The 26,887-nt window shown below is 73.1% G+C and carries 27 protein-coding genes; 14 read left to right on the top strand and 13 right to left on the bottom strand.

Annotated features, from left to right (window positions below; genetic code table 11):
- Positions 1–803: 803 nt before the first annotated feature.
- Positions 804–2,123, top strand: a complete 1,320-nt coding sequence (locus tag BJ982_RS36225) for a pentapeptide repeat-containing protein (protein WP_184887671.1) — start codon at positions 804–806, stop codon at positions 2,121–2,123.
- Between the two features lie 13 nt (positions 2,124–2,136).
- Here BJ982_RS36225 and BJ982_RS36220 read toward each other — a convergent pair whose 3' ends face one another.
- From BJ982_RS36220 to BJ982_RS36210, 3 genes are all read right to left on the bottom strand, one after another.
- Positions 2,137–2,550 (bottom strand): VOC family protein, encoded by a 414-nt coding sequence (locus BJ982_RS36220; RefSeq protein ID WP_184887669.1) that lies wholly within the window; start codon positions 2,548–2,550, stop codon positions 2,137–2,139.
- 144 nt (positions 2,551–2,694) lie between these two features.
- The gene (locus BJ982_RS36215; protein WP_184887667.1) at positions 2,695–2,970 is read right to left on the bottom strand and encodes a hypothetical protein; all 276 of its coding nucleotides are present in this window, start codon (positions 2,968–2,970) and stop codon (positions 2,695–2,697) included.
- 6 nt (positions 2,971–2,976) lie between these two features.
- Complete coding sequence (locus BJ982_RS36210) at positions 2,977–3,207, bottom strand: hypothetical protein (RefSeq protein WP_184887666.1); 231 nt, start codon at positions 3,205–3,207, stop codon at positions 2,977–2,979.
- Between the two features lie 277 nt (positions 3,208–3,484).
- Here BJ982_RS36210 and BJ982_RS36205 point away from each other — a divergent pair, with 277 nt between their 5' ends.
- Positions 3,485–3,661, top strand: a complete 177-nt coding sequence (locus tag BJ982_RS36205; protein WP_184887664.1) for a hypothetical protein — start codon at positions 3,485–3,487, stop codon at positions 3,659–3,661.
- Positions 3,662–3,674: 13 nt separating this feature from the next.
- Here BJ982_RS36205 and BJ982_RS36200 read toward each other — a convergent pair whose 3' ends face one another.
- From BJ982_RS36200 to BJ982_RS36180, 5 genes are all read right to left on the bottom strand, one after another.
- On the bottom strand, positions 3,675–5,225 hold the full coding sequence (locus BJ982_RS36200; protein ID WP_239122712.1) for a DUF2079 domain-containing protein: 1,551 nt from the start codon (positions 5,223–5,225) through the stop codon (positions 3,675–3,677).
- Positions 5,218–6,102: a decaprenyl-phosphate phosphoribosyltransferase gene (locus BJ982_RS36195; protein ID WP_203958856.1), complete on the bottom strand. Its 885-nt coding sequence runs from the start codon at positions 6,100–6,102 to the stop codon at positions 5,218–5,220. The genes BJ982_RS36200 and BJ982_RS36195 overlap by 8 nt, the downstream gene beginning before the upstream one ends.
- Positions 6,103–6,266: 164 nt before the next feature.
- A complete protein-coding gene (locus tag BJ982_RS36190) occupies positions 6,267–7,508 on the bottom strand; it encodes a glycosyltransferase 87 family protein (RefSeq protein ID WP_184887660.1) in 1,242 nt (413 codons plus the stop codon).
- A gap of 240 nt (positions 7,509–7,748) precedes the next feature.
- Positions 7,749–9,248, bottom strand: a complete 1,500-nt coding sequence (locus BJ982_RS36185; protein ID WP_184887658.1) for an AAA family ATPase — start codon at positions 9,246–9,248, stop codon at positions 7,749–7,751.
- A 219-nt stretch (positions 9,249–9,467) separates the two neighbouring features.
- Positions 9,468–10,436: an NAD(P)/FAD-dependent oxidoreductase gene (locus BJ982_RS36180; RefSeq protein ID WP_184887656.1), complete on the bottom strand. Its 969-nt coding sequence runs from the start codon at positions 10,434–10,436 to the stop codon at positions 9,468–9,470.
- Between the two features lie 80 nt (positions 10,437–10,516).
- Here BJ982_RS36180 and BJ982_RS36175 point away from each other — a divergent pair, with 80 nt between their 5' ends.
- The 5 genes from BJ982_RS36175 to BJ982_RS36155 all read left to right on the top strand — a co-directional run bounded on the left by BJ982_RS36175 (position 10,517) and on the right by BJ982_RS36155 (position 14,836).
- Positions 10,517–11,122 (top strand): helix-turn-helix domain-containing protein, encoded by a 606-nt coding sequence (locus BJ982_RS36175; RefSeq protein WP_184887654.1) that lies wholly within the window; start codon positions 10,517–10,519, stop codon positions 11,120–11,122.
- 66 nt (positions 11,123–11,188) lie between these two features.
- Positions 11,189–12,451, top strand: coding sequence for a sensor histidine kinase (locus BJ982_RS36170; RefSeq protein ID WP_184887652.1), 1,263 nt, complete (start codon positions 11,189–11,191; stop codon positions 12,449–12,451).
- Positions 12,439–13,095, top strand: a complete 657-nt coding sequence (locus BJ982_RS36165; RefSeq protein WP_184887650.1) for a response regulator — start codon at positions 12,439–12,441, stop codon at positions 13,093–13,095. Before BJ982_RS36170 ends, BJ982_RS36165 begins: the two co-directional genes overlap by 13 nt.
- 58 nt (positions 13,096–13,153) lie before the next feature.
- The gene (locus BJ982_RS36160) at positions 13,154–14,275 is read left to right on the top strand and encodes a hypothetical protein (RefSeq protein WP_203958858.1); all 1,122 of its coding nucleotides are present in this window, start codon (positions 13,154–13,156) and stop codon (positions 14,273–14,275) included.
- 45 nt (positions 14,276–14,320) lie between these two features.
- Entirely contained in the window at positions 14,321–14,836 is a 516-nt protein-coding gene (locus tag BJ982_RS36155) for a GNAT family N-acetyltransferase (protein WP_184887645.1), read from the top strand.
- A gap of 232 nt (positions 14,837–15,068) precedes the next feature.
- Here BJ982_RS36155 and BJ982_RS36150 read toward each other — a convergent pair whose 3' ends face one another.
- Positions 15,069–16,022, bottom strand: coding sequence for an LLM class F420-dependent oxidoreductase (locus tag BJ982_RS36150; RefSeq protein WP_184887643.1), 954 nt, complete (start codon positions 16,020–16,022; stop codon positions 15,069–15,071).
- A 77-nt stretch (positions 16,023–16,099) separates the two neighbouring features.
- Positions 16,100–16,501: a RidA family protein gene (locus BJ982_RS36145; protein WP_184607864.1), complete on the bottom strand. Its 402-nt coding sequence runs from the start codon at positions 16,499–16,501 to the stop codon at positions 16,100–16,102.
- Between the two features lie 114 nt (positions 16,502–16,615).
- Between BJ982_RS36145 and BJ982_RS36140 the strand changes: the two genes are divergently transcribed.
- Together BJ982_RS36140 and BJ982_RS36135 are read left to right on the top strand one after the other, a co-directional pair.
- Entirely contained in the window at positions 16,616–17,878 is a 1,263-nt protein-coding gene (locus BJ982_RS36140; RefSeq protein WP_184887641.1) for an alanine racemase, read from the top strand.
- Between the two features lie 88 nt (positions 17,879–17,966).
- The gene (locus BJ982_RS36135) at positions 17,967–19,553 is read left to right on the top strand and encodes an N-acyl-D-amino-acid deacylase family protein (RefSeq protein WP_184889848.1); all 1,587 of its coding nucleotides are present in this window, start codon (positions 17,967–17,969) and stop codon (positions 19,551–19,553) included.
- A 90-nt stretch (positions 19,554–19,643) separates the two neighbouring features.
- On the opposite strand, the gene BJ982_RS36130 is transcribed toward BJ982_RS36135, so the two are convergent.
- The gene (locus BJ982_RS36130; RefSeq protein ID WP_239122713.1) at positions 19,644–20,711 is read right to left on the bottom strand and encodes an FUSC family protein; all 1,068 of its coding nucleotides are present in this window, start codon (positions 20,709–20,711) and stop codon (positions 19,644–19,646) included.
- Positions 20,712–20,988: 277 nt separating this feature from the next.
- On the opposite strand from BJ982_RS36130, the gene BJ982_RS36125 reads away from it, so the two are divergent.
- The 4 genes from BJ982_RS36125 to BJ982_RS36110 all read left to right on the top strand — a co-directional run bounded on the left by BJ982_RS36125 (position 20,989) and on the right by BJ982_RS36110 (position 22,889).
- Positions 20,989–21,534, top strand: a complete 546-nt coding sequence (locus BJ982_RS36125) for an NADPH-dependent FMN reductase (RefSeq protein ID WP_184887636.1) — start codon at positions 20,989–20,991, stop codon at positions 21,532–21,534.
- A 29-nt stretch (positions 21,535–21,563) separates the two neighbouring features.
- Positions 21,564–22,094 (top strand): MarR family winged helix-turn-helix transcriptional regulator, encoded by a 531-nt coding sequence (locus BJ982_RS36120; RefSeq protein ID WP_184887634.1) that lies wholly within the window; start codon positions 21,564–21,566, stop codon positions 22,092–22,094.
- Between the two features lie 101 nt (positions 22,095–22,195).
- A complete protein-coding gene (locus BJ982_RS36115) occupies positions 22,196–22,465 on the top strand; it encodes a hypothetical protein (protein ID WP_184887632.1) in 270 nt (89 codons plus the stop codon).
- Positions 22,458–22,889, top strand: coding sequence for a PIN domain-containing protein (locus BJ982_RS36110; protein ID WP_184887630.1), 432 nt, complete (start codon positions 22,458–22,460; stop codon positions 22,887–22,889). The genes BJ982_RS36115 and BJ982_RS36110 overlap by 8 nt, the downstream gene beginning before the upstream one ends.
- Positions 22,890–22,917: 28 nt before the next feature.
- On the opposite strand, the gene BJ982_RS36105 is transcribed toward BJ982_RS36110, so the two are convergent.
- Positions 22,918–23,811: a serine/threonine-protein kinase gene (locus BJ982_RS36105; protein WP_184887628.1), complete on the bottom strand. Its 894-nt coding sequence runs from the start codon at positions 23,809–23,811 to the stop codon at positions 22,918–22,920.
- A gap of 39 nt (positions 23,812–23,850) precedes the next feature.
- Entirely contained in the window at positions 23,851–25,962 is a 2,112-nt protein-coding gene (locus BJ982_RS36100) for an N-6 DNA methylase (RefSeq protein ID WP_239122714.1), read from the bottom strand.
- Between the two features lie 126 nt (positions 25,963–26,088).
- Between BJ982_RS36100 and BJ982_RS36095 the strand changes: the two genes are divergently transcribed.
- Complete coding sequence (locus tag BJ982_RS36095; RefSeq protein ID WP_184887626.1) at positions 26,089–26,826, top strand: PP2C family protein-serine/threonine phosphatase; 738 nt, start codon at positions 26,089–26,091, stop codon at positions 26,824–26,826.
- Positions 26,827–26,887 lie beyond the last annotated feature (61 nt).

Below are 26,887 nucleotides of genomic sequence, written 5' to 3'. Positions count from 1 at the left end.
GGTTCCAAAGTCTGTCGAGCGGACTATTGCCGCCTCGATTTATGGCATCCAGGTAGGAAATTACCGAGGGTGTGCGGGAGTCTGGAGATCAAATACGTGAAATGTCTCACGAGGCTGTTCGCCGCCGTCAGAAACGAAGTGGCGGGAGGTGCGGGATGCATTCGAGTTCCTCGCGTCCGGCATGTCCGCCGTGGAGCGGTTGCCGGCGAGTGGCACCGAGGTCGGTGGGAGGCGGTCTGCTCGCGCGGAGGGCCGGCGCGGACGGGGCGTGCGTGCGAGCGGCACCCATGCGGGGCGGCCGCAAGAAGAGGACAAGGCCTATGGATACAGAGCCCCACGGGCACAGGGCGCTGGTGGATAGGGCCAATGGGATAGGACAGCCAGGGATGAGGTCATGGGGATGGGGTCGGCGTGGAGAAAGGGCAAGGACGAACCGGCGGAGATGAGGCTGGCGGGAACAGGGCTGGTCAGTGAGGTCGAGAGGGATACGGCCGGAGGGGTGAGCTGGTAGCGGAACGGGCGGGATGGGGCTGGCGGTGAGGAGTTGGAGGGTGAGAGTTGGCAGGGATTAGGACGGGCGATTGGGAGTCGAGAGGGGCAGTGCTGGCGGGGTGAGGGTTGGGCCGGTGGGGCTGGCGCGGTGAGGGCTGGGCGGGTGAGGGCTGGGCAGAGGGGGTGGGTGGGGGGAGGATTTGGGGGTGATGGGTGAGCTTAGTGCGGGGGAGAAGGCGGTTTGGGAGGCGTTTGGAGGCGGGGGGCGGGTTGATCTTGGGGGGTGGGCGGATCGGACGATTCGGGCTGGTGTGTTGCGGCCGTTGCTGGTCGGGGCGCAGGAGGCGGGGTCGGTGTTGGTACCGGCGCTGTACGTCCACAATGCGCGCGTCGTCGGCCATTTCGACCTGCGCTTCACCGAGGTGCGCCATCACATCCGCCTGGAGGACTGTGACTTCGATGAGGCGATCAACCTCTACGGCGCCCGATTACGCCAGTTCACCTTGGTGACCTGCTCCTTTCCCGGGCTGGACGCCACCACCGCGCAGATCGAGGGCAGCCTCGTGCTGGCCGACTGCACGGTCACCGGCCCCACCGTGCTGCCGGGGGCGCGCATCAGCGGCGCGGTGATCCTGGACGGCTCGCGGCTGGAGGGGCTGGACGCCACGGGCCTGCAGGTCGGCACGGACTTCGTGGCGCGCCCGCGGCGCGACGGGATTCCGTTCAGCTGCCGGGGACGGCTCGACATCAAACGGGCGAACGTCGGCGGTTCGGTGCTGTTCGAGGGCGCCGCGCTCAGCAATCCCGGCCGGACCGCGCTCAGCGCGATGGACCTGACGGTCGGCGCGATCATGAACTGCTGTGAGGGCTTCGCCGTGGACGGCAAGATCGATCTGTCGTTCGCCGACGTGCGCAGCAAGGTCTGTTTCAAGGAGGCGCACCTCGGCAACCCCGGCGGCGTCGCGCTGCGGGCCCGTCACCTCAAGGCGGACGAGTTCGTCCTGCCGGTGACCGCACCCGTGGACGGCCACGTGGACCTGCGGCACGCCCGCGTCGGGGTCATCCGGGACGCCCGCGAGACCTGGCCGGCGACGCTCAGCCAGGACGGCCTCGTCTATCAGGCCCTCGAACCCCACCTGCCCGCCGCCCGGCGCCTGGACTGGCTCGCCCGGGACCCGGCCGGCTTCCTGCCTCACGCCTACGAGCAGCTCGCGGCCACCTACCGCCGTCTCGGGCTGGACGTGGACGCCCGGACCGTCCTGCTCGCCAAGCAGCGGCGCCGGCGCGGCACGGTCGGCCCGCTGCCCCGGCTCTGGGGGCACCTGCAGGACCTGACCGTCGGCTACGGTTACCGGCCGCTGCGCGCCGCGGCCTGGCTGGCGGTGCTGCTGGCGGCGGGTGCGGTGTTCTTCGCGAGCCACCCGCCGCCCGCGGAGGCCGGCAAGGGCCTGGTCTTCAGTCCCGTGATGTACGCGCTGGACCTTCTGCTGCCGGTCGTCGACTTCGGGCAGCAGGGCGCGTTCCGGCCGACCGGCGGCGCGGCGTGGGTCGGCTACGGGCTCATCGCGGCCGGATGGCTGCTGGCGATCACCATCGTCGCCGCGGTCACCCGGACGCTGTCGCGCCAGTAGGCGCCGGCGCGCCTCAGGTACGCGGCGCGGTGATGTCGACCATCCAGGGGATGCCGAACCGGTCCACGCAGGACCCGAACTCGTCGCCCCACATCTGCCTCTCCAGGGGGACGGTGACCAGGCCGCCCGCGGAGAGCTTCTCCCAGTAGTCGCGCAGTTCGTCGGCGTCCTCGCCGCTGAGGCTCACCGAGATGTTGGTGCCGGGGGTGTATTCCATGTCAGGCGGCAGGTCGGAGGCCATCAGCGTGAAGCCGCCGCGGGTTTCGAGCGTGCTGTGCATGATCTTGTCGGCCAGTTCGGTGTCCGGGGCGCCGAAGTCGCCGAAGGTGTTCACCGAGAGCGTGCCACCGAAGACGCTCTCGTAGAACTCCATGGCCTGCCGCGCGGTGCCGGGAAAGTTGAGGTACGGGTTGAGAAGCGAGGCCATGAGATCCTCCTTTGGGTGGTGCCGGAGGCCGATCCTGGAAGAACGCGCGGCTGCCGGCGACGGGTCCCGCGCATCGCGCCGCGGTAGAGACTCGCGGGTCATAGGGCACATCACGAGGAGCGGCCACCCGGAGCCGACGCGGGATCAGGCGAAGAGAAAGGCGTCGGTGAAGATGTTCAGCCGGGGGAAGTTGCCGTACCACCACAGGGTGAACTGCAGGAAGCCCTCGTTGGGGGCTATGCATCCGACGACCACCGGCCACGCGTCTCCCTGGAACCGGTCCGGGTTGCCCGTGTCGCCGTTCCTGGCCTCGCAGGCGACGACCACGACGAACGACCTCCGGTGCATGTTGCCCCAGTTGTTGATCGTGAAGATGCCACCTCTCGGCGCGTTCAGCCAGAAGTTCCTGCTGAGTTCCATCGCGCCTCACCCCTCGGACGGTCGAATGATCAGCACGCCGTCGAGCGGCAGGCAGGTCAGCTGAACGCGATATCCCCCGTCGGGGTCCGGGGAGGCGCTGCCGACCCGCACGAGCACATCCGGCTCGTCGACGTCCTCGGGCAGCGCGCCCTCATAGCCGGGACCGGCCGCGTAGCGGAGCCGGCGGCCTTCCTTCTCGATGGAGAACACCACCATCTCCTGCGGCCCGTCAGCCACGCTCGCCTCCCCGAACCGGTCACGCCATTCGTGAATGATCCAAGGATTGACGTGCCCCGCCGGAGGGCGGCCACGCCGCGTGAGATCAAACGCTCGGCAAGCACTTTCCCCATGTCACGGCAGGTCCGCCTCACCTGGGAGGAAGCATCGACTCCTTCAGCTTGCCCTGGGGGTCGTAGACGGTGCACATGACGTCGCGGTCGCCGTCGGCCCAGGTCTCGTCGGTGGGCAGCACGGGGTAGTAGGCCGGCTCCGAGCCCGCCTCGCCGGGCCAGTAGTGCCGGAACCCCTGCCCGCACCTCTGCCGGCCGAAGGCGGCCAGCCGGGCGCGGTCCCGCGGGCCGTCCGGGGCGTGGCGGCGCTGGCGTCCTGGGCGCCGGTCGTCGCGGGCGTGGTGGTGTCGGCGGGCGGGTTCCTGTACCTGTTCTTCGCCGTGACGGCACTCGTCACCTAGCCCCGCGCGGGCGTCACGGTGGAGCCGTCCCGGGGCGGTGGAGCACCACGTATCCCTCGCGCGCGAAGACGACCTGGTAGCCGAGCGTCATCAGTTCCTCGACCCGCTGCCGCTGCCGGTCGACCGAGCCCCACGGGTAGGCGAAGCGGTCGGTGTCGGCGACGATCCAGGGCGCCGCGGGCTGCTTGTCGGTCCACAGCAGGGTGGTCGTGCGGGCGGACAGGTGCGGCCCGACGTGGTTCACGGCCTCCACGAGGACGCCGGACGGCACCGCGGCCACCGCCTGCTCCGCCGCGGCCACGTCCGGTTTCCTCTCGTAGAACTCCGGCCGGATGAGCTGGTCGAGCGGGAAGCGGGGCACGAGCGTGACCGCGACCAGGCAGACGCCCGTCGCCCAGATCAGCGCCGTCCACCGCTCGGGGACCTCCTTGCGGCGGCGCAGCAGGCGGCCGAGCCGCGCGGCGCCGTCCACGCCCGCGCACAGCAGCACGACCACGGTGAAGGCGCTGTGGTGGAAGTCGGTGATCCACCAGTGCAGGCGGTCGGACAGCATGCGCTCCAGCAACTGCGGCACCGCCATCAGCGTGAGCGGCGAGAGCAGGCACAGCAGCAGCGTCGGCCACAGCAGGAACGCCCAGGTGTCGAGCTTCACCTGCGGGCTGATCAGCGTGCCGAGGGTGTTGAGGGGGTCGGTCACGGCCTTGAGCACGGCGTGCGGCAGGTCCGGGCCGAACTGGCCGTACGCCCAGTACATCGCCGGGTCGCCGCCCACGGCCGGGATCATCAGCGCCCGGGCGTACAGGGTGTAGCCCACGCCGGCCGCGATGTAGGTGACGCCGTCGAGCCGCCGCCCCCGTGTCACGACGTAGGCGCCGAACCCGGCGACCATGAGTCCCATGTCCTCTTTGACCAGCAGCAACGCCGCGGCCGCCGTGAGGACGTGGCCGTGCCTGCCCGCGCTGAACCGCTCGATCATCACGGCGGTGATCAGCGGCGCGAAGGCCGCCTCGTGGAAGTCGAAGTTCATCGCCCGTGCCAGCGGCCACGAGAGCGCGTAGGCGACGACGACGAGGTAGGCGGGCCCGGTGCCGAGCACGCGCCGGGTGAACACCCACAGCGGCGGGATCGCCAGCGCGAACAGCGCCGCCTGGGCGACGATCAGCGTCTCGGGGCCGTCGTAGATCCAGTACAGCGGGGCCAGGACGGCGAGGATCGGGGAGAAGTGCTCGCCGAGCTGGTTGAAGTCCATCCCCTTGTCCAGGGTGAACCCCCGCAGCGGGCTCGTCGGCGCGCTGAAGTGCGAGAAGCCGCGCACCACCTGGTCGAAGAGCGTCAGGTCCAGGCTGGTCGCCCGGTACAGGTCGAACCTGACCAGGCCGAGCTGCGCGTAGACGGCGGTCGCGGCCAGGACGATCGCGGTCAGCGAGATGACGTGCCGGGCGCGCGGCGAGGGACGCGGCAGGGCGCGCAGCCGTCCCACCAGGTCTCGCGTGGCCGCGCGCACGGCGCCGGCCGGTTCGCGGCGCTCGGTGACGGCCGCCGTCTCTTCCATGCGTTCAGACACGCGCCGTCCCCACTACGAAGAGGACCGCCCACGCGAGGGCCAGCCCGAGCAGCCATCGGTCTTTGAGCACGACCGTCTCCGGTTCGCCGGCCTCGCCGCGGTCCACGTGCCAGCCGTACCGGAGGAACGCCAGGGCGAGGGGGACGACGGTGAGCTGGCGGCCGGGGAGTTCGAACGCCCACAGGCAGTAGGTGGTCATCGCGACCGTCCCGGACGCCTGCCACACGTACCGCAGGTAACCGGGGGAGTAGTGCGCGAGGCCCGGCCGGGTCGAGGCGGCCTTGGGGCCGAGCGTCGCCAGCTCCGAGGAGCGCTTGCCCGCCACCATGAACAGCGCGGCGGACCCGACCACGATGAGGAACCACTGCGACAGCGCCAGCCCCGCCATCACCCCGCCGAAGACGGCCCGCAGCAGGAATCCGCTCGCCACGGTGGCCAGCTCGATGATCGGGACGTGTTTGAGCTTGAGGCAGTACAGCCCGTTGACCAGCAAGTAGAGGGCGATCACCCCGGCGGCCTCCAGGCGCCAGGCGGCGGCGAGGGCCAGGGCGGCGAGCGCGAGGACGGCGGAGGAGGCGAGCGCGACCGGCTCGGGCACCGTCCCGGCGGCGATCGGGCGTAATCGCCTGACCGGGTGCAGGCGGTCCCGGCCGGCGTCGAGCACGTCGTTGAGGAAGTACACCGCGGGCGCCGCCAGGCAGAAGACGGCCAGCGCCACGCCGGTGGCCGCGAGCGTCGTCCCGTCGTGGGCGCCGGCCGCGACGGGGGCGGCGGCGACCAGCAGGTTCTTGGGCCACTGCCGCGGACGGGCGGTGCGCAGCAGACCGGACGTGAGGGAGGGTCCGGTGGTCTTTCTTCCGATCTGCGTCGCGCCCACGAATGAAGGTCTCCCTGGGGTCGTCGGGTCCCGCCTGGGCCGCTCAGCACGGTTTTCGTTTGCCGGTAACCACGGAAGAAGACCAAGATTAACATTGAATTGAGCCGATATATCAGCCGATAAGGCGATAAATCGGGGCAATTGCGGGGCCGGTCGGTTCATGGTCAGGCGGTGGCGAGGCCGGGGTCCCGGGGGCGGGCGCTCACGGCGCCCGGGACGGTCGCCCGCCACAGCCGCAGGCACGACACGGTGGTCGCGGCCACCAGCAGGCCGTTGCGCACGACCAGCACCGTCACCCCGAGCGGCGTGCTCTGCTGGACGTCCTCGAACAGCGTCGGGAACTCCAGCATCGTCACCGCCGTGGCGGCGAGCGCCAGGACGGCCACCGGCCGCTGGGTGGAGGCGCGCACGGTCAGGCACACCGCGGCCAGGCCCACCAGCCACACCAGGTACTGCGGGCTGATCACACGGCTGGTGACCACGAAGATCAGCACGGCGGCGAGGGCCGCGTCGTAGGGCGTGGCCGCGGTCCAGGTGCGGGCGCGGACACGCCAGAGGACCAGCCAGCCCAGGCCGAGCAGCGTGGCGGCCAGGGACACGCGGCCGGCCGCCTCGGCGTACGGGCCGATCATCTCCATCGACCCGTAGCTGTAGCTGACCATGCCCGGCCAGCCGAACCACCGGGCGACGTGGAAGGCCAGCGCCCAGACCGACTCGACCTCGACGCCCCGGTCCTGCTGGGCGGTGAGAAAGCCGAGGCCGCCGTCCAGCGCCAGCATCATCAGCAGGGTCGAGACCGCGCCGCCCGCCGCCGCCCCGGCGAGCGCGCGGCGGGTCTCCTGGCCGCGCGGCATGCCGATCAGCGCCAGCGCGGGCCACAGCTTCAGCCCCGCCGCCACCCCGAGCGCCAGCCCTCCGCGCGCCGCGGACGCCCGCGCCTGCAGGAGGCCGGACACCGCCAGCGCGGTGACCAGCAGGTCGTACCGGGCGTACACCACCGGGCCGAGCAGCGGCACCCCGGCGAGCCACACCCAGGCGCCCACGCGCGTGCGGCCCTCCTCGCCGGCGGGCACGCGCAGGAGGGACGCCATGGTCAGCGCGTCGAAGGCCACGGTGATGACCAGGAAGCCGCCGAGGTAGGAGAAGGGCAGCATGGACGGGGCCATGATGATCAGCGCGGCGGCCGGAGGGTACTGCCAGGTGACGTCGTCGACCGGGAAGCCGCCGCGGAGCATGGTCTCGTGCCAGCCGTGGTAGACGCCGGTGACGTCCCAGGTGACGGTGCGGAAGAGCGGCACGATGTCGAGCACCGTGAGCAGCAGGAACGCCCGGGTGGCCAGCCAGAGCCAGGTCATGGTCAGGGCCGTGCCGGGTATCGCCCTTCGCGGATCAGCCACGTCTCGCACGCGCCGGAACCTACTCACCTCGGATGGACATCACATGCCGGGACGGCGAATCGGCCCCGCGGGGGAGCCGGGGCGAGACCGGCCGCGCGTCGCGATGCTATCGGTCCCGGCGCGGCGAGAACGGCGAATGGCCCGAAGGTCGCATCTAAAGGACGCGCAAGCCCTGGTCAGATCCCTGCTGTCCTCTTCAGGCCGCTCGGCCGCCGGCCGCGTGACCCGGCCGCGACCGGCCCGGCGGGGTCACGGTTCGTAGAAGCCGATGAAGGCGCTGGACGAGCCTCCGGGGGAGGGGTCCCCGTGGCCGTGCGGGCCGCCGTAGCCGAAGCCGTCGCCGAAGGGCTGGTCGCCGGAGACGTGCTCTCCCGAGCCGAGCAGCGACCTGGTCAGGGACTCGCGTTCGTCGAGCATGTCCTCCAGGGCACGGCCGAGGTGCTCGTCGGTCACGACGGGGGCGGTCTCGCCGGCGCGCAGCGCGTCGAGCACGGCGCGGCGCAGCAGTTCCTTGAAGAACGACGCCGTGGCGCCCTCCGTCTTGGCCACGATCGGTCCGAGGTCGGCCCGGAGCGTCAGGCCCCGCGCGTACAGGCGCATGAGCGCCGCGCGGCCGTCCTCGTCCGGTTTGGGGATCTCGACGGCCAGGTCCACCCGGCCGGGACGGTCGGCCAGCGCGCGCTCCAGGACCTCGGCGCGGTTGGTGGTGAGCACGAACGTGACGTCGGCGTCGGCCCCGACCCCGTCCATCGCGTCGAGCAGCGAGAACAGCAGCGGGTTGCCGGTCTCGTCCAGGCCCCGGTCCTGGGCGACCAGGTCCACGTCCTCCAGGACGAGGATGGCGGGCTGCAGCCGCCTGGCGAGCCCGGCGGCCTGGGCCACGTACCTGATCGCGGTGCCGGTGACGATGATCACCGTGCACTCGCGCATCCGTCCCAGCAGGTAGCGGACGGTGTGGGTCTTGCCGGTGCCGGGCGGGCCGTGCAGGAGCAGGCCGCGCTTGAGGTGCTGGCCGTGCTCGCGCAGGCGGACGGCGTGCTCGGCGATGCCCACGATGTGCCGCTCGATGCCCGCGAGCACGCCCTCGGGCAGGATCACCTGGTCGGCGGGCAGGTCGGGGCGGGGCAGGAAGGTGACGAGGTCGTTGCCGCGGTGCTCGCTCCACATGAAGGAGAGCACCTGGCCCCGGTAGATGTCGTGCTCGCGCATCAGCCGCTCGATCTCGTCGCGGGTGGCGGTGGCGCTCGGCCGGTCGGGGGCGAGGACGACCACCTGGCACTGGGGGCCGTGGTGGTCCTGGGACCCGCGCAGGCCGACCACGACCGGGCCGCCGTCCGGCGCCCGGGTCAGTACGAGGCCGAGCGAGATGACCTCGGTGGTCTCGTCTGGTCCTATCGCGGCGGTCGCGTAGTCGACCGCGCCGGGTTCGTAGCGCTCCCAGCCCCGGGCGAGGCCGGCCAGCATGTTCACGAACTCCTCGTGCTCGCGGCCATGACCGCTGATGCCGAACCACTCGGCGTCGGGGGTGTGCGCGGCCAGGTAGGCGTCCAGGCCGCGCTGGAGGTTGACGTGCTCCCAGCCCGGAAACGTGCTGACGACGTTGACGACGTGGTTGAGCTCGCAGCCCAGGTGGCCCGTGACCCGCGCGATGAGCTCGGGTGTCTCGCGTGCCGCATCGATCGCCTGACCGGCGTTCTTCAACAGTTCGTTGAGTGCCCGCGCCAGCCCCTTGGCGTCGTTGAGATCCATACGCTCACATTGGCAGATTTAAGCCGGTATTGCTGGGGATTGTCCGGTCTATTGACCCGGACGGCAGGGGTGTGGCGGGTGAACAGGTGAAACGCCGTAAAGCCACGTAACGCCGCAACTCATACTGAAAGGCTATAGGGCCATCGAATGGGCTTATTCGCCTGGAACATATCTCCCCCGGCACCCGCCCCCTGAGTCCGGAAAGGGCCGCCCGCCGGGCTAGAGGCGTGCCTTCGCCCGCTCCCGGTGGGCGGCCACCGCCCGGCTCGTCTCCTCGGCCACCAGGTCGGCGTTGATGTGGGCCCCGGCCAGCGCGCCCGCCGCCGCCGAGGTGCCGACCTGGGCGGTCAGGTCGGTGACGTTGCCCGCCACCCACACCCCCGGCGCCTCGGTACGGCCGGTCGCGTCGGCGGGGATGTGCTCGCCGCCCCCGCTCGGATGCTCCGCCGGCCGCAGCCCGAGCCCTGCGAGGAAGCCGGCGCGCGCCACCATGCGCGGCGAGACCGCCAGCGCCTCGCGGCCGACCACCGTGCCGTCCCGCAGTCGCACGCCGGTGAGACGGTCGCCGGCGACCTCCAGGGCCGCGACCTCGCCGTCCACCACGCGGACGCCGCGCGCGGCCAGCTTCTCGGCGTCCTCCCCGGCCGGCGGCCCGGTGTGGGAGAAGAACGTGACGTCGTCGCTCAACTGCCGGAACAGCAGGGCCTGGTGGACGGACAGCGGACCGCCGCCCAGTACGCCGATGGCCCGGTCGCGGACCTCCCACCCGTGGCAGTACGGGCAGTGCAGCACGTCCCGGCCCCAGCGGTCCCGCAGTCCCGGCAGGTCCGGTAGCTCGTCCACCAGCCCGGTGGCCACCAGCAGCCGGCGCGCTCGGGTGACGCGGCCGTCGGCCAGCGTGACCGCGAAGCCGCCGCCGTCACGGGTCACGGTCCGGATCTCGCCGGACACCACCTGGCCGCCGTAGCCGCGCACCTCCTCCCGCCCGCGCTCCAGCAACTCGGCCGGCGGCGTGCCTTCCCTGCCCAGCAGGCCGTGCACGCCCTCGGCGGGGGCGTTGCGCGGCGCGCCCCCGTCGATCACCACCACCGAGCGGCGCGCCCGCGCGAGCATCAGCGCCCCGTTCAACCCGGCGGCTCCGCCGCCCGCCACCACCACGTCGTAGCCGTCTTCTCGCAGATCGGTCACCGTGACCACCTCCACGACGACTCTGCGCTCCCACCCTTCGTAGTGGCAAGCCTTGTTGCTGATATGGCAACATGTCGGATATGGGCGACGACCTGGATCGCGCGCTCGGCGCGGTCGGTCCCCGGCTGCGCGCGCTGCGACGACGGCGCGAGACCACGCTGGCCGACCTGTCCGCCGCGACGGGCATCTCGGTCAGCACCCTGTCGCGGCTGGAGTCCGGCGCGCGGAAGCCGACGCTCGAACTGCTGCTCCCGCTGGCCAAGGCGCACGGCGTCACCTTGGACGAGCTGGTGGACGCCCCGCCGACCGGCGACCCGCGCATCCACCTGCGCCCGATCACCCGGCACGGCATGACCATGCTGCCCCTGACCCGCAGGGCGGGCGGCATCCAGGCGTACAAGCTGGTCATCCCGGCCGGCCGCGGCCAGGGAGAACCCGACCCGCAGACCCACGAGGGCTACGAATGGCTCTACGTGCTCAACGGACGGCTGCGGCTCGTGCTCGGCGAACAGGATCTCGTGCTCTCGCCCGGCGAGGCCGCCGAGTTCGACACCCGCCTGCCGCACTGGTTCGGCGCCGCCGACGACGAACCGGTCGAGTTCCTCAGCCTGTTCGGCAGGCAGGGCGAGCGCGCCCACCTGCGCGCGCGCACGAGAGCGGACCGCGAGCCGGACCACCCGCGGTGAGCCCGCTCTTACCGGGTGTGGTTCACGGCCGGCGCGGCGCGGCCCCGCCTGAGGCAAGATCTGAGGATGCGGACCCACGCACGGGGCGGGCGCGCCCGACGATGGAGTGCGCGCGCCCTCTCCCAAGCCACCCTGGACGCGCTCGAACATCTCATCGGAGGGGCGGGAACCGCGACGCTGGCGCTGTTCGTGATGCTCCTGCTGGCCGTCACCGCGGTGCTCTGTCTCGCCGGGGTGGGACTGCTCATGGCGCCCGCCGCCCTGCGCGCCCTGCGCGTCGTCACCGACCGCGAGCGGGCGCGGCTCTCCCGCTGGGGCCCGGAGGTGATCGGCCCGGCGCCCACACCGCGCGGGCTGCGCGCCGCCCTGGCGGACCGCGCCGTGCGCAGGGAACTGGGCTGGATGGCGATCCACGCGAGCCTCGGCCTGCTGCTCGGCCTGATCGGCTTCACGCTGCCGTTCGGCGCCATACGCGACCTGAGCCTCCCTCTCTGGTGGCGCCTCGCGCCGCCGGAGGAGATCGCCGACAGCGCCATGAACCTCTGGGTGGTGGACGACCAGCTCAGCGCCACCGCTGTTGCCGCGCTCGGCGTGGGCTGGATCGCGGTCTGCGTCCTTGCTCTGCCGGGCCTGGCCCGGCTGCAGGCATGGCCGGGGCGGCGGCTGCTGGCCGCCGACGCCGGCGCCGACCTGGCGCTGCGGGTGGCCCACCTGACCGCGACGCGGGCGGCGGCGCTGGACGCGCACGCCGCCGAGTTGCGGCGCATCGAGCGGTCGCTGCACGACGGCACCCAGAACCGGCTGGTGGCGGTCACCGTCCTGCTCGGCGCGGCGCGCCGAGCGGTCGCCCGTGACCCCGCCGCCGCCGGGGAGATCCTCGACCGCGCCCAGGGGGCCGCGGAGCAGGCCCTGGCCGAGCTGCGCGCGGTGGTGCGCACGATCCTGCCTCCGGTGCTGGAGGACCGGAGCCTGGCCGACGCGCTCACCGGGCTGGCCGCCGCCTGCCCGGTGCCCTGCACGGTCACCGCCGACCTGCCGGGCAGGTGCGCCGTGTCGGTGGAGGCCACCGCCTACTTCGTGGTGGCCGAGGCCCTCACCAACGTCGCCAGGCACAGCGGGGCCCGGCGCGTCTCCGTCGCCGTCCACGGTGACGGCGAGCGGCTGCGCCTGCGGGTCACCGACGACGGCCACGGCGGCGCCGACGAGCGCGCCGGGTCCGGGCTCGGGGGGATCCGCCGCCGGGCCGAGGCGCACGACGGGACGTTCACGCTGACCAGCCCCCCGGGGGGACCGACCATCTTGAAGGTGAGCCTGCCATGCGGATCGTGATCGCCGAGGACGACCCCCTGCTGCGCGAGGGGCTGGCGCTGCTGCTGCGCGCCGAGTCGCTCGACGTCGTGGCCACCGCCTCCGACGCGGACGGGTTCCTGGCCGCCGTGGACGCCCACGCGCCGGACGTCGCCATCGTCGACGTCCGCATGCCGCCGACCCACACCGACGAGGGCATCGTCGCCGCCGTCGAGGCCAGGCGCCGCCGCCCGGAGCTGGCCGTGCTGGTGCTGTCGGCCTACGTGGAGCAGGCGTTCGCCACCGATCTGCTCGCGCACGGCAGCGCGCGGCTGGGCTACCTGCTCAAGGAGCGGGTGGGGCGGGTCGCGGAGTTCCTCACCGCGCTGCACCGCGTGGCGGGCGGGGGCACGGCCATCGACCCGGAGGTCGTCGCGCAGTTGCTGTCCCGCACCCGGCCGGACAACCGGCTGGACCGGCTCAGCCCGCGCGAGCTGGACGTGCTGGCGCTGATGGCCGAGGGGCTCGGCAACACGGCCATCGCCGAGAAGCTGTTCGTCAGCGAGGGCGCCGTGCACAAGCACATCCGCAACATCTTCGCCAAGCTCGACCTGGCCCCGACCGACCGCACCGACCGCCGCGTGGCCGCCGTCCTGCACTACCTGGAGGACGGCCGCCGGACCTGACCGGCGAATACCTGTATTCCGGAAATCCAGCCACATGCGGCGCAGTAGCATCGGCCGCGTGCGAATCAGGTGGGCGGCCCCCCTCGTGGCCACGATCACGTCGGTCCCCATGGCGGTCGCCGTGCCGGTCGCCGCGGTGACCGGCGGAGCCGGATCGGCGCAGACGCGGGGCTCCGCGCACGCCTCCGCGCCGCGGGGCGCCCTCGCGGCGCGGCCGGGCAACCCGGGCGGCCGTGCGCCCGTGCCCGCCGAGGCACGCGCCGCCGACGTCTCGCGCCCGAACCGGGTGATCGGCGACGGCACGCCCGCGAGCTGCACCTCCCAGGCCGTGGTCCGGGCCGTGGCGGCCGGCGGGGTCATCGTCTTCCGCTGCGGGTCACGCCCGGTCACGATCACGATGCGGGACACCGCCAAGGTGGTCAACGCCCGCCCCGACGTGGTGCTGGACGGCGGCGGCACCGTCACGCTCAGCGGCGGCGGCAAGCGCCGCGTCCTCTACATGAACACCTGCGACAAGGCGCAGGGGTGGACCACCTCGCACTGTGACGACCAGGCGCGGCCCCGGCTCACCGTCCAGAACATCACGCTGGCCGACGGGAACGCGACCGGGCTGCGGGCCGAGGGGGGAGGCGGCGGGGCGCTCTTCGTCCGGGGCGGGCGCCTGAAGATCGTCAACACGCGGTTCGCCCGCAACCGGTGCGACGCCACGGGCCCGGACGTCGGCGGCGCCGCCGTCCGCGTGCTCGACCAGTACCGCGACCAGCCCGTCTTCGTGACCGGCAGCACCTTCGAGAACGGCGTCTGCTCCAACGGCGGGGCGCTGAGCAGCATCGGCGTGTCCTGGGTGATCCTCAACAGCGTCATGACCCGCAACAAGGCGGTCGGCCGCGGCGCCAACCCGGCCCGCTCCGGCACCCCCGGCGGCGGCAGCGGCGGGGCGATCTACACCGACGGCAACCGCTTCAGCGTGCGGATCGCCGGGTCGGTCGTCGAGGACGACTCCGCGCGCGAGGGCGGCGGCGCGGTGTTCTTCGTCAGCAACGACCGCACCGGCACGCTGGCGATCGAAGGGTCCCGGCTGCGCCGCAACCGCAGCGCCGGGTTCGAGACCAAGGGATTCCCGGGCGTCTTCTTCCTCGGCGCGGGCCGGCCGAAGGTCGTCGCCTCCACGCTACGGTGACGCCCCCCCCGGACGATGCCGCGGTGATTTGGTAGATATGACGGAGTGATCGCTTTTCGTGGCTTCGAGCCCGGGGACGCCGCCGTCATCGCCTCCTGGGTGGACGGGCCGCACGCCCTGGCCACCTGGTCGGGGAACTCCGGCTTCACCTGGCCCTTCACGCCGGACCAACTGGTCGACGCCCACGCCGCCGACCCCGCCAGGCACGTCATCGTCGGCACCGAGGCGGACGGCACACCGGTCGCGCACCTCATCGTGCTCCCGGACCGGCGGGGCTGGTCGGCGAGGATCGGCCTGGTCCTGGTCGCGCCCTCGGGCCAGGGCCGCGGCCACGGCGCGGCGATCATCCGCGCCGCCCTGCGGCTGGCGTTCGAGGAACTGCAGGTCCATCGCGTGGACCTCGGCGTCTACCCGCACAACGCCGGCGCGATCCGCCTGTACGAGCGGCTCGGCTTCCGCCGCGAGGGCGTGCTCCGCGAGACCACACTGGCCGGCGGCCAATGGTGGTCGACGATCAACATGAGCCTTCTCGACGCCGAGTGGCGCGAGCCGCGGGACTAGCCGCGACGGCGCGGAGCCGGGCGTGGCGTCATTCCCAGCCGAGCCGGGACCAGAGCGGGCTCATAGGGGCGTCCTGCGCGTCGTCGCGCTCTTCGTGCCTGGTCTCCGGGAAGATCACGGGTCTCCCTCACCTTCTGGGGTGGCCCGTCGGCTCGCCCGCCGGGTGAGAGGCGTCTGCCCCTGCGTGGACGGATAAACCCGAGGGCCGGCACCGGTCTGCGGGCGTGCCCGCCTAGCGCAGCCGGGGCAGCACCTCGCGGGCGTAGAACTCGAAGAACGCCTCCTGGTTGGGGCCGATCTGGTTCACGTAGACCTCGTCGAAGCCCGCGTCCACGTACTTCCTGATGGCCTCGGCGTGCTCCTCGGGGTCCGGGCCGCACGGGCTGGCCGCCGTGGCCTGCTCCTCGGTGACGATCTCGGCGAGCTGCTCGAAGTGCCGGGGCAGCGGCAGGATCTGCGATGCCTCGCCCGTGATGCCCTGGTTGGGCCACAGGCGGTGCACGGTCTTGCGCGCCCGGCCGGCGTCCTCGTCGTAACAGACCTTGAGCCCGCCCTGCACGGGCTTGCCCTGCCCGCCGGACTCGTGGAACTTCTCGATCAGCTCGGCGCTCGGGCCGGTGAGGATGTAGCCGTCACCGACCCGGCCGGCCAGGTCCACCGCCTTCGGGCCGAAGCCCGAGATGTACACCGGCGGCGGCGTGTCGGGCCGCGTGTAGACGCGGGCGGTGTCCACGGAGTAGTGCCGGCCGCGGTGGGTGACCAGCTCCCCGCTCCACAGCTCGCGCATCAGCCCGATCGCCTCCTCCAGCATCTCCAGGCGCTCGGCGGCCGGAGGCCACCGCGAGTCGGTGATGTGCTCGTTGAGCGCCTCGCCCGTGCCGACGCCGAGCCGGAAGCGGCCCTCGGTGATCACGGCGCTGGTCGCGGCGGCCTGCGCGACGACGGCCGGGTGCACGCGGACCAGCGGACAGGTGACGGCGGTCGTGATCGGCAGCGAGGTGGCCTCGGCGAGCGCTCCGATCACCGTCCAGACGAACGGGCTCTGCCCCTGCTCGTCCACCCACGGGTGGTAGTGGTCGGAGATCCACAGCGCCTCGAAGCCGGCCCGCTCGGCGAGCCTGGCCTGGCGGACGAGCTCACGCGGCCCGTGCTCCTCGCTGGAGAGGAAGTAGCCGAAGGTGGTCATCGTCGCCTCCTGGGGTACTCGGGTATATGGGTGCCATACCCCGAGACCCCTGGGCAAACGGGACCGCGCGCCGTGGGTCAGACGGACGCCAGCGCGTCGATCTCCACCAGCATCGCCTCGTGCGGCAGGCCGACGAAGACCGTCGTGCGGCACGGCAGCACCCCGCTCGGGCAGTTCTCCTGGACGAACGCCGAGTACGCCTCGTTCATCAGCGGGAAGTCCTCGCGCTTGGTGAGGTACACGCGGAACATCACGACGTCCTCGACGCTCGCGCCCCCGGCCTCCAGGATGGCCTTGACGTTCTCCAGCGTCCTGCGCGTCTGGGCGACCACGTCGCCCGGGTGCACGTACTCGCCGGTCGCCGGGTCCTGCGGGCCCTGGCCGGACACCTGCAGCAGCGGGCCCTTGCGCACCCCCTGCGAGAACACCCACGCGGGCGCGGGCGCGCCGTCGGTGCGGATCGCGGTCTTGTCGCTCATGACGTCTCCCAAGATCGGCTTCCCACGCTTAGGCATGGCGGGTAGAAAATAGCGCAGATCACTTGGCGGGCCACGAACCGCCGCCCGCCCGCCGCCGCCCTTCGAGGAGGCCCCGTGCTCATCGACACCGCCGCCGTCGCCGCGCTGCGCGACGAACCGCTCGACTGGCGCTTCAAGGCCGCGCCGCCCGGCCTCTCCGGCGTCACGGCCGGGGAGTTCCTCGCCGGCCGCCCGGCGCTCACCGGGTTCGGCACGCCCCTGCTCACCCTCGAACGGCGCGCGATCGAGCACAACCTCGCCACGATGGCGGCCTGGACCTCCGAGGCGGGAGTGTCGCTGGCCCCGCACGGCAAGACCACGATGGCCCCGGCGCTGTGGGAGCGCCAGTTCGCCGCGGGGGCCTGGGGCCTCACGCTGGCGAACCTGCCGCAGCTCCGCGTCGCGCGCGCCTTCGGCGTCGGCCGGCTCATGCTGGCCGCCGGCCTGCTCGACCCGCTCGGCACGGCCTGGGTCGCCGCCCAGCTCGACGGCGACCCCGCCTTCTCGTTCCTGTGCTGGGCCGACTCCCGCCGCACCGTCGAGATCATGGACGCCGCGCTGCGCGAGGCGGGCGCCGAGCGGCCCGTGGACGTCTGCGTGGAGCTCGGCGCGCCCGGCGGCCGTACCGGGGTCAGGGACGAGGAGGAGGCCAGGGCCGTCGCCGCGGCGGTCCGCGCCGCGCCCACGCTGCGGCTCGCCGGGCTCGCCGGGTACGAGGGCGCGATCGGCCACGACGCGTCCCCGTCCAGTACCGGCGCGGTCGGGGCGTTCCTCAAGCGCATGGCCGTCCTGCACGGCGAGCTGCCCTACGAGGTGGACGAGCCGGTCCTCACCGCCGGCGGCAGCGCCTACTTCGACCAGGTGGTGGACGTCCTCGGCGGGCTGCACGGCCGTGTGGTGCTGCGCTCGGGGGCCTACGTCGTCCACGACGACGGCTTCTACCGCCACATCTCGCCGTTCTCGCGCGGGACCGGCCCCGGGCCGCTGCGGTCGGCCATGCACGGCTGGGCGCGGGTGATCTCGCGCCCGGAACCCGGGCTGGCGCTGCTGGACGCGGGCAAGCGGGACCTGCCGTTCGACGAGGACCTGCCGGTCCCGCAGGCGGCGCGCGGCCTGCCCGGCACGGCGGCCCTGCGCGGGGCCAGGGTCACCTCGCTCAAGGACCAGCACACCTTCCTGGAGCTGGACCCGGCCTCCGAGCTGGACTGCGGCGACATCGTGCGCCTCGGCCTGTCCCACCCCTGCACCGCCCTGGACAAGTGGACGCTCATCCCCGTGGTCGACGACGTGGACGCCGCCGAGCCCCGGGTCGTGGACCTCGTGAGAACCTTCTTCTGAACCGGGGCGCCTTCCCGAAGGGATGTGAGCGGTGAGCGACGCAGCCGGACGACGGCCGGGTACCACCGGCCTGGTCGTGCGCGGGGCCATGGTCGCCGACGGCACCGGCGCCCCCGCCTACGCCGCGGACGTCACGGTCACCGGCGGCCGCGTCACCGCCCTCGACCCGCTGGGGAGGGCCGTCGCCGACGGGCGGCGCGTCCTGCCCGCCGACGGGCTGGTGCTCGCGCCCGGCTTCGTCGACATGCACGCCCACTCCGACCTCGCCCTGCTCACCGAGCCCGCGCACCTCGCCAAGGTCGCCCAGGGCGTCACCTGCGAGGTGCTGGGCCAGGACGGCCTGTCGTACGCGCCCGTGGACGACGACACGCTCGCGCAGCTCCGCCGCCAGATCGCCGGGTGGAACGGCGACCCGGACGGCTTCGACTGGAACTGGCGCACGGTCGGCGAATACCTCGACCGGCTCGACCAGGGCATCGCCGTCAACGCCTGCTACCTGGTGCCCCAGGGGACGGTGCGCGCGCTCGTCATGGGCTGGGACGCCCGCCTGGCCACCGAGGACGAGCTGCGGCGCCAGAAGGAGCTGGTCGCCACCGCGATGCGGGAGGGCGCGGTCGGCATGTCCAGCGGGCTCACCTATACGCCGGGCATGTACGCGGGCACCCGCGAGCTGACCGAGCTGTGCGCGGTCGTCGCCCGGCACGGCGGCTACTACTCGCCGCACCACCGCTCCTACGGCGCCGGGGCCCTCGACGCCTACGCCGAGATGGTCGCGGTGTCGCGCGAATCCGGCTGCCCGCTGCACCTCGCCCACGCGACCATGAACTTCGGCGTCAACGCCGGGCGCGCCCAGGACCTGCTGGACCTGCTCGACGCGGCCATCGCCGAGGGCCGCGACATCACCCTCGACACCTACCCCTACCTGCCCGGCTCCACCACCCTGGCCGCGCTGCTGCCGAGCTGGGCCTCCGAGGGCGGGCCCGCCGCCACGCTGGCCCGGCTGCGCGACCCGGACGCCGCCGCCCGCGTGCGGCACGACCTGGAGGAGACCGGCTCCGACGGCTGCCACGGCGTGCCGGTGGACTGGGCCACCATCCAGATCTCCGGCACCCGCTCGCCCGCCCTCGCCGTCCGTGCCGGGCGCACGATCGCCGACCTCGCCGCGGAGTCCGGCCGCGCGCCGTTCGAGGTGTTCCGCGACCAGCTCCTCGACGACGAGCTCGGCACCACGATCCTGCAACTGGTCGGCGACGAGGAGAACGTGCGGGCCATCATGCGGCACCCGGCGCACACCGGGGGCAGCGACGGCCTGCTGACCGGCGCCCGCCCGCACCCGCGCGCCTGGGGCACGTTCGCCCGCTACCTCGGCCACTACGTCCGCGACGAAGGCGTCCTCACCTTGGAGGAATGCGTCGCCCACCTCAGCGGGCGCGCCGCCCGGCGCCTGAGGCTGGAGCGGCGCGGCTTCGTGCGCGCCGGGTACCACGCCGACCTCGTCCTCTTCGACCCCGAGGCCGTCGCCGACACCGCCACCTTCGAGGACCCCCGCCGCACGCCCGACGGCATCCCGCACGTCTTCGTCGGCGGCGTGGCCGTCATCTCCGACGGCCGCCCCACGGGCGCCCTCCCCGGCCGCGCCCTGCGCCGCACCCCCGAGGGCGCCCGCGCCCGCTGACCACGTCGCCGAAGCCGCCGTGCGAGTGGTTCGGCAGTCGCCGGGAGCCCACGTGTCGCCCGGCCACGGCCTTCCGGCCGACCCCGCGGGTCAGTCGGCTCGGGGAGCTTCCTGCTCGCGCTCCTCTACGGTTCCGTGCGCCGCGGGCAGGGACGCCATCGCCGTGTCGCGGTCCAGGCCGGTCGCGACGAGCAGGTCCACGGTGATGGACCTGAGCTGGGCGGTGACGACGCCGGTGGAGAAGCCGCCGGACGCCGGGGCGGTGTCCTCGTGCGCGGCCACGGCCAGCGCCGCCCGCCGCGCGCCCTCGGACGGCGCCCCGGCGGCCAGCTCCTCGCCCAGCAGCCGTGCCGCGTCGGCCAGGCCGTGCAGATGGGCGGTCAGCTCCCCGGGCATCGGCTCGCCGTCCCGCAGCGCCGCGAGCGTGCGGCGCAGGAGCACGCGGGTGTTGCGCAGGGCGTGGTCGATGTGGACGCCGGCCTCCTGGTAGCGGGCCAGCCTGCCGCGCGTGTGCCACCGCAGGGGGCTCAGGACGGCCGTCTCGCGCCCGGTCTGGAGCGCGTCGCGCAGCCGTTCGACGGCGGCCTGTGACCCGCGCGCCTTGTCCAGCGCGTCGGCGGCGCGCGCGACGTCCCGCCCGGCGATGGCCTCGGCGGCCCCCTCCAGGGCGTCGGCCAGCGCGTCCAGGACCACGCGCCCGTGCCGGTGCACCAGCGCGACCGGGTCGGCGGGCAGCAGTGCCACGGCGGCCATCGCCACGAACCCGCCGACGAACGCGTCCACCATGCGGTCGGCGCCGCCGGTGCCGGACGGAGGGAGCAGCGTGGCGACCAGCACGGCCGACGACCCCGCCTGCAGGGCGATCACCGGCCCCTCGTCGAGCAGCACGGCCACCGCCATCGCGAACGCCACGACCAGCGCGATCTGCCACGCCCCCGAGCCGATCCGCGCGATGATCAGGTCTCCGACGCCGATGCCGAGCCCGACGCCGACGACCATCTCCAGCATGCGGCGCACCCGGCGGCCGAGCGCGACCCCGATGCAGATCACGACCGCGATCGGCGCGAAGAACGGCCGGGGATGTCCGAGGAGCTCCTTGGCCACGACCCACGCCACGGAGGCCGCGGCCGCGCACTGGAAGATCGAGGGCGCTCTCAATGCGAGCCTCCGCACTCGGCGCCGCACGTTCTCCTCCGAATCGCCGGGATCCCTCAGGGCAGGCATCTTACTGGTGCAAATCGCCATTTGTCCGTTGTGCCTGCTCTGATGCCTCAGAGTGACCGATGACCGTCGCGTGGCCGGGCGCACATATCCCGGATAACGGATCGGACGCAGTGCCGCGATCATGTTCGTCCGCCGTTCTCCCGGGCAGCCGTCCTGCGAGTGATCGACTCGATCGGTGACGCGCAATGGCGCGCGGGACGCTGGGGGGACCATGAAGATCGTCGGCATCGCGGGCAGCCTGCTCTCCGGGGCGTACGTCCGCGGGCTGCTGGAGGCGGCGGGCGCGGAACTGCCCGCGCCCGCGGACCTGTGGATCTGGGAGGGGCTTGACCGCGTGCCGCCCGTCTCGGACGGGGAGATCCCGCCGCCGGTGCGCGACCTCTGCCAGGCCCTCACCGCGGCCGACGGCGCGATCATCGCCGCCCCGGCCCACAGCGTGCTGCCGCAGGAGCTCGTGCACGCCCTGGAGTGGACGTCGTCCGCGCACGGCGCCTGGCCGCTGCTCGGCAAGCCGGTCGTGGTGGTGACGTGCGGCCTGCGCCCCTACGAGTCGATGTGGACCCAGACCGTCCTGCACCGGGCGCTCGGCGCCGCCGGCGCCTCGGTCCACTCCGCCGAGCTCGTGGCCCCCGCCGGGACGGCCGTCTTCGACGCCGGCGGCCGGATCGTTCACCCGGCCTCGCGTGAGACCCTTCGCGCGGCGCTGGGCCGCCTGCGCGTCTCCCCGCTCACGGTGTCCTCGCCACAACTCAATTGAACGCTCAACCAAATGGCTAGACTTGGCGTGTGGGTGAGACGCGGTGGCTGGACGAGGACGAGCAGCGGGCGTGGCGCACCTTCCTGTGGGCGTCGCGGCTGCTGCACGAGTCGCTGGACCGGCAGCTCCAGCGCGACGCCGGCATGCCGCACACCTACTACATGATCCTCGCCATGCTCTCCGAGGCGCCCGGGCGGGCGATGACGATGACCGACCTCGCCCGCCTGGTCCGCTCCTCACCGAGCAGGCTCTCCCACGCGGTCGCCAAACTGGAGGCCCAGGGCTGGGTCACCCGCCGCAAACGCCCCGGCGACGCCCGCACCAACGTCGCCACCCTGACCCCCGAGGGCTTCGCCGCACTGGCGGCAGCCGCCCCCGGCCACGTCGAGGAAGTCCGGCGGGCCCTGTTCGACCAGCTCACCCCCGACCAGGTCCACCAACTCCAGAAAATCTTCGAGAACGTACTGGACACTCTCGCCTCCTCGGACGTGGGCCAGACGCCGGAAGCTTCCAGCAGACATCCGGGATCGGGAACCTGGCGTCCTTCTGCGAATCTGTAGCGGCTGAGGCGGGTTCGGCAGGGCGCGCGGGCCGTGCTGACGGCCCGCGCCTTCCCGCGTTCTCAGGATAGGCGTGCCGCACGCCGAGTATGATCCGGGGTATGAGCGGAGACAGGAAAGCTCGCATCACCATCACCGTGGACCCCGAGGTCGTGGAATACGCCGAACACCTCGTCGAGACCGGCAAAGCCACCAGCGTGGCCGCCGTCTTCAACGACGCCATCGCGGCGAAACGCCTCGCGGACCAGCGTGCGCTCGCCCTGCTCCGCGAGCGCGCCCGAGAGGCCGACCCCGCTCGCGTGGCCCGCATGATGGCTCACGTGAACCGCCAGCTCGCCGACCACGGTCTCCCCAAGGCGTCCGGTGAGTGACTTCACCCCTACCCCGTACATCCTCGACAGCAGTGTCCTCGGCGACGTCGCACGCGGAGACGCCGATCTGATCGGCCTTCTGCAGGGCCTGGACCAGGCCGGCCAGCCGCTGGTCGTTCCCGCGCTGGCCGTCGCCGGCGCGCTGGCGGGCAGCCGGGGCGCACCGGACGCCCAAGCTCTCCTCACCGGCCTGGCCGCGTTCGATGGCGCCACCGTCGCCCCGCTCGACGGTGTACTCCAGGCCGCCAAGCTCACCGACATGATGGCCACCACCGGCCTGGACATCTTCGACGCGCACGTGGCCGCCATCGCCGACGTCGCGGTCTGCCCCATCCTCACCCTGGACGCCGCCAAGTGGCAGCAGCCGTCCCAGGCCACGGACGAGCGGCTGCACGTCATAGAGATCGCCGACCCAGACGCTTAAGAGAAGAGCGGACGCGTCATGAGGCGGGTCAGGGGAGGACGCGGCCGAGGATGCGGGCGTACATGCGGCCGGGGCTGGAGGTCGAGGGTGGGGTGAGGAAGCCGGGGAGCAGGGGGAGGTCGGTGGCGAAAGGGGTGAGGCGGTCGTACAGGGTGACGGCGTCGGCGGGGCGGGCGCCGGGGTCCTTTTCCAGGAGGTCGGCGATGAGGCGGTTCAGCGGGGCGGGGGCGCCGGGGACGGCGGGCGGGCGCTCGTTGACCTGTTTCTCGAAGACGGCGTACTCGGTGGGGCCGACGAAGAGCTGGCGGCCGGTGAGCATCTCGTGCAGGACGCAGCCGAGGGCGTACAGGTCGCTGCGCGGGCTCGCCAGGCCGCGCTGGATCTGCTCGGGCGCCATGTAGGCGGGGGTGCCGAGGATTTGCCCGATGCGGGTGAACTGGGTGACGTCCGCCTCGCGCACCATGGCGAGGCCGAAGTCGAGCACCTTGACGCTGCCGTCGGGGCACAGCATCAGGTTGGTCGGCTTGAGGTCGCGGTGGCAGATCGACAGGGAGTGCGCGGCGGAGAGCACGGCGCACGCCTGGGCGGTGATGGCGGCGGCCCAGGGGACGGGCAGCGGGCCGTGCTCGCTGACCAGGTCGGCGACGGTGACACCGTCGATGAACTGGAGGATCTGGAAGAGACGCTGGTCGAAGGTGCCGAAGTCGTACAGGACGGGCGCCCCGGGGTGTTCGAGCCGGGCGAGGATACGAGCCTCGCGCATGAAGCGCTGTTCCAGCTCGGCGTCGGGCCCGCCGGGGAACCGCAGGAACTTCACCGCGACACGACGGTCGAGGTGCTTGTCGTGCCCGGCGTAGACCGCGCCCATGCCGCCCTGGCCGAGGGGCAGGTCGTCAAGGACATAGCGGTCGCCGATGACCATTCGCCCCTCCTGATGATCTATCGGGGGAAAAATACACCCTCAGCCGCTGGGCCGCAGATGTCCGCCGACCAGTCCGTCAAAGCCTAACCGGATGAGCGCCTCGCCCAGCGCGGCCGTCTCGCGCAGCCGGTCCTCCAGTTCGACGAGCCGGCGGAACGCCGCGCCGTACACCCGCTGCTCGGCCAGGGAGAGCCGGGGGATGCGCACCCGGCGCGCGTCGACGCGGCTCGCCCCCGGGTGGGAGCGGGAGGTCGCCCACACGCCCGCGTACCGCAGGCAGCCGGCCAGGAAGTCGGGGTCCAGGCGGTCGGGGTCCACCCGGTAGAGGTAGAGCTGCGGTCCGAGCATCGCGCCGCCCTCGGTGATCGTGCGGGCCGCGCCGTCGCCGGTGACGCCCGCGGCGACCACGTCCCCGGCCTGGATCGTGACCGCGCCGGGGCCGGGGGAGCCGCGCCCGGTCGGGGCGCCTCCCGCGGTGAGGTCGGCCGCGGTCAGCACGGGCGCCGTGCCCTCGTCCGCGGGCATCCGGGGCGGTCCCTGGTGGACGGTGAGCAGGCCCGCCTTGACCAGCTCGCCGATGGTCGTGCTCGGCAGGTCCAGCGGCCGAGGGAGGGCGTCGAGCGCGGGAGGCGCGTCCGGCAGCGCGGCGGCCAGGGCGCGGAAACGCTCGGCGGTCGTGACGAACACCGCGGCCGGGTCCTCGTCGTCGGCGAGCAGCGGCAGGTGACGCGCCGGGGCGAGGTCCACCTCGTCGTCCAGCAGGTCGATGATGCGGACCGTGCGGCAGTGGCCGGGCGGCGGCTTGCCGGGGTCGGCCGTGAAGGCGCGCCAGGCGGCCTCCACGGCGGCGGGGCCGTCCTCCCCGGGCGGGGACGGCGGTGCGGAAAACCCCGGTACGGACGCCTCCCGCGCCGTGGGGGAGGCGGCGTCCATCAGCAGCACCTGCGACGGCGGCGCGTCGCCGAGCCGCGGCCGGCGCAGCAGCCACAGGTCGGGCCCGCCCGCCTGCAGCGTGACCACGGCCCGCAGCGCGCCCGCGCGCAGCAGGTTGCCCCGGATCCGCTTGCCGGGACGGCGGCTCGCGGCGGCCGGGGGCATGAGGATCGCGACCAGCCCGCCGGGGCGCACGTGGGCCAGGCAGTGCTGCACCCAGGCCAGCTCGGGCTCGCCGCGCGGCGGCAGGCCGTACTCCCAGCGGGGGTCGGCGGTCAGGTCCTCGTAGCCCCAGGCGCGCTCGTTGAACGGCGGGTCGCAGACGACGGCGTCGGCGCGCAGGCGGGGGAAGCCGTCCAGCCGGAGCGAGTCTCCGGCGACGATCTCGGCGCGGGTGTCGCGCAGCAGCAGGCGCACGGCGGTGAGCAGGGCCGCGGTCTCGCCGACCTCCTGCCCGAGTACGCGGGCGCCGGCGAGGGGCAGCAGCAGCTCGCCGATGCCGCAGGCAGGGTCCAGCACCGTGGGCGCCGCCGGTTCGCCGTCCTCGGGGGCATCGCCGGGAACCGAGCTCTCCTCGGAGGCGCCGGGAACCGGGCCGTTCTCGGCGGCGTCGCCGGGAAGCGGGCCGTCCACCAGGTCCTCCAGGTCGTGCCGGGCGAGGCGGGCGAGCAGGCCGGCGATCTCGGGGCGGGTCACCGCGAGCCGCCGCGAGTGGGCCTCGGCGTACCGTTCGCAGAGCAGCTCGAACGCGGACGCGGGGCCCTGCTCGGCGGCGAGGTCGGCGAGGAGGTGGTACAGGCGGGCGTCGATCAGGTCCCAGGCGGCGGGGACGGGGAGGTCGGCAGTGGCGGTGGCGGCGGCCTCGGGCAGCAGGGCGACGGGGTCGGGGGAGGTGGAGAGCCGCTTCCAGCCGCCGGGGTCGCGGTGCAGGTAGAGCAGGAAGGCGCCCGCGCAGCCGACCCGGTCGCCGAGGCGCAGGTCGTCGCCGGAGGCCCGCACCCGCTGCCACACCCGGTCGCCGAGCGACATCTCGTACGATTTGCCGTTACGGCGGAGCCAGTCCTCGACCTCGGGAAGGGAGAACAGCGGGCTCGCCGCCGTGCCGCCGACGGGTTGCGGGAAGTCGTCGTGGCGGCGCCGCCAGTTGCTCACGGCGGCGCGGCCGACGTCGGCGAGCCGGGCGATGTCGCCCGCGTTCACCATGGCGTCGTGTCCCATTTGTCGCACATCTCCCTGCTCACCGAAGGGGCCACCGCGTCCCCACGGTCAGATTAGTCCACCATGCCGCTGCGCTCCACGAATTAGATGCTTGTGAAGTGATTCAACCAATGATTTACTGAGGCCATGTCGAACAACGCGACGCTCACGCTGCGTTACGCGGCTCGCACCGACGTCGGCCTCCGCCGCCAGCGCAACGAGGACTCGGTGTACGCCGGGCCCCGGCTGCTCGCCGTCGCCGACGGCATGGGTGGGCACAGCCACGGCGAGGTGGCGAGCGCGACGGTCATCGCCACCCTGTCCGTCCTCGACGGCGACCCGCCCGGGTCCGACGTGCTCGGCGCCCTGGGCACCACCATCGCCGAGGCGGACCGCAGGCTCAGGGACATGGCGGACCGCGACCCCAAGCTCACCGGCATGGGCACCACCCTCACGGCCATGCTCTGGGACGGCAGGCGGTTCGCCCTCGCCCACATCGGCGACTCCCGCGGCTACATGCTCCGCGACGGATACCTTTACCAGATCACCCGCGATCACACCCTCGTCCAGTCCCTCGTGGACGACGGGCAGATGACCGCCGAGCAGGCGGCGGCGCATCCGCGCAGGTCGCTGCTCATGCGCGCGCTCGGCGGCAGCGGCTCGGTCGAGCCCGACCTGTCGATGCGCGAGGCCTACGCGGGCGACCGCTACCTCATCTGCTCGGACGGCCTGAGCGGCGTCGTCGGCGCGGCGGCCCTGCACGAGACGCTGAGCGCGGGCGGCGACCTCGGGGTCGCGGCCCAGCGGCTGATCGACCTCGCCAAGGAGGGCGGCGGGCCGGACAACATCAGCTGCGTGGTCGCGGAGGTCACGGCCGGCGCGTAGGGCGCGGCGGCTTACATCCGCAAAACCCGTTCAAATAGCGACTTTCCGGGTAGCACGCACT

This window comes from Sphaerisporangium siamense (assembly GCF_014205275.1).
In the GTDB taxonomy this organism is placed as follows: domain Bacteria; phylum Actinomycetota; class Actinomycetes; order Streptosporangiales; family Streptosporangiaceae; genus Sphaerisporangium; species Sphaerisporangium siamense.
Note: the sequence above shows the minus strand (reverse complement) of the source record. Positions and strands in the feature narration are given on the sequence as shown.

Excerpts from the sequence above, each read along its gene's own strand:
- BJ982_RS36220 (WP_184887669.1), bottom strand. The coding sequence starts at position 2,550 with ATGGCCTCGCTTCTCAACCCGTACCTCAACTTTCCCGGCACCGCGCGG.
- BJ982_RS36215 (WP_184887667.1), bottom strand. The coding sequence starts at position 2,970 with ATGGAACTCAGCAGGAACTTCTGGCTGAACGCGCCGAGAGGTGGCATC.
- BJ982_RS36185 (WP_184887658.1), bottom strand. The coding sequence starts at position 9,248 with ATGGATCTCAACGACGCCAAGGGGCTGGCGCGGGCACTCAACGAACTG.
- BJ982_RS36175 (WP_184887654.1), top strand. The coding sequence starts at position 10,517 with ATGGGCGACGACCTGGATCGCGCGCTCGGCGCGGTCGGTCCCCGGCTG.
- BJ982_RS36170 (WP_184887652.1), top strand. The coding sequence starts at position 11,189 with ATGCGGACCCACGCACGGGGCGGGCGCGCCCGACGATGGAGTGCGCGC.
- BJ982_RS36165 (WP_184887650.1), top strand. The coding sequence starts at position 12,439 with ATGCGGATCGTGATCGCCGAGGACGACCCCCTGCTGCGCGAGGGGCTG.
- BJ982_RS36150 (WP_184887643.1), bottom strand. The coding sequence starts at position 16,022 with ATGACCACCTTCGGCTACTTCCTCTCCAGCGAGGAGCACGGGCCGCGT.
- BJ982_RS36145 (WP_184607864.1), bottom strand. The coding sequence starts at position 16,501 with ATGAGCGACAAGACCGCGATCCGCACCGACGGCGCGCCCGCGCCCGCG.
- BJ982_RS36135 (WP_184889848.1), top strand. The coding sequence starts at position 17,967 with ATGGTCGCCGACGGCACCGGCGCCCCCGCCTACGCCGCGGACGTCACG.
- BJ982_RS36125 (WP_184887636.1), top strand. The coding sequence starts at position 20,989 with ATGAAGATCGTCGGCATCGCGGGCAGCCTGCTCTCCGGGGCGTACGTC.
- BJ982_RS36115 (WP_184887632.1), top strand. The coding sequence starts at position 22,196 with ATGAGCGGAGACAGGAAAGCTCGCATCACCATCACCGTGGACCCCGAG.
- BJ982_RS36105 (WP_184887628.1), bottom strand. The coding sequence starts at position 23,811 with ATGGTCATCGGCGACCGCTATGTCCTTGACGACCTGCCCCTCGGCCAG.
- BJ982_RS36100 (WP_239122714.1), bottom strand. The coding sequence starts at position 25,962 with ATGGGACACGACGCCATGGTGAACGCGGGCGACATCGCCCGGCTCGCC.
- BJ982_RS36095 (WP_184887626.1), top strand. The coding sequence starts at position 26,089 with ATGTCGAACAACGCGACGCTCACGCTGCGTTACGCGGCTCGCACCGAC.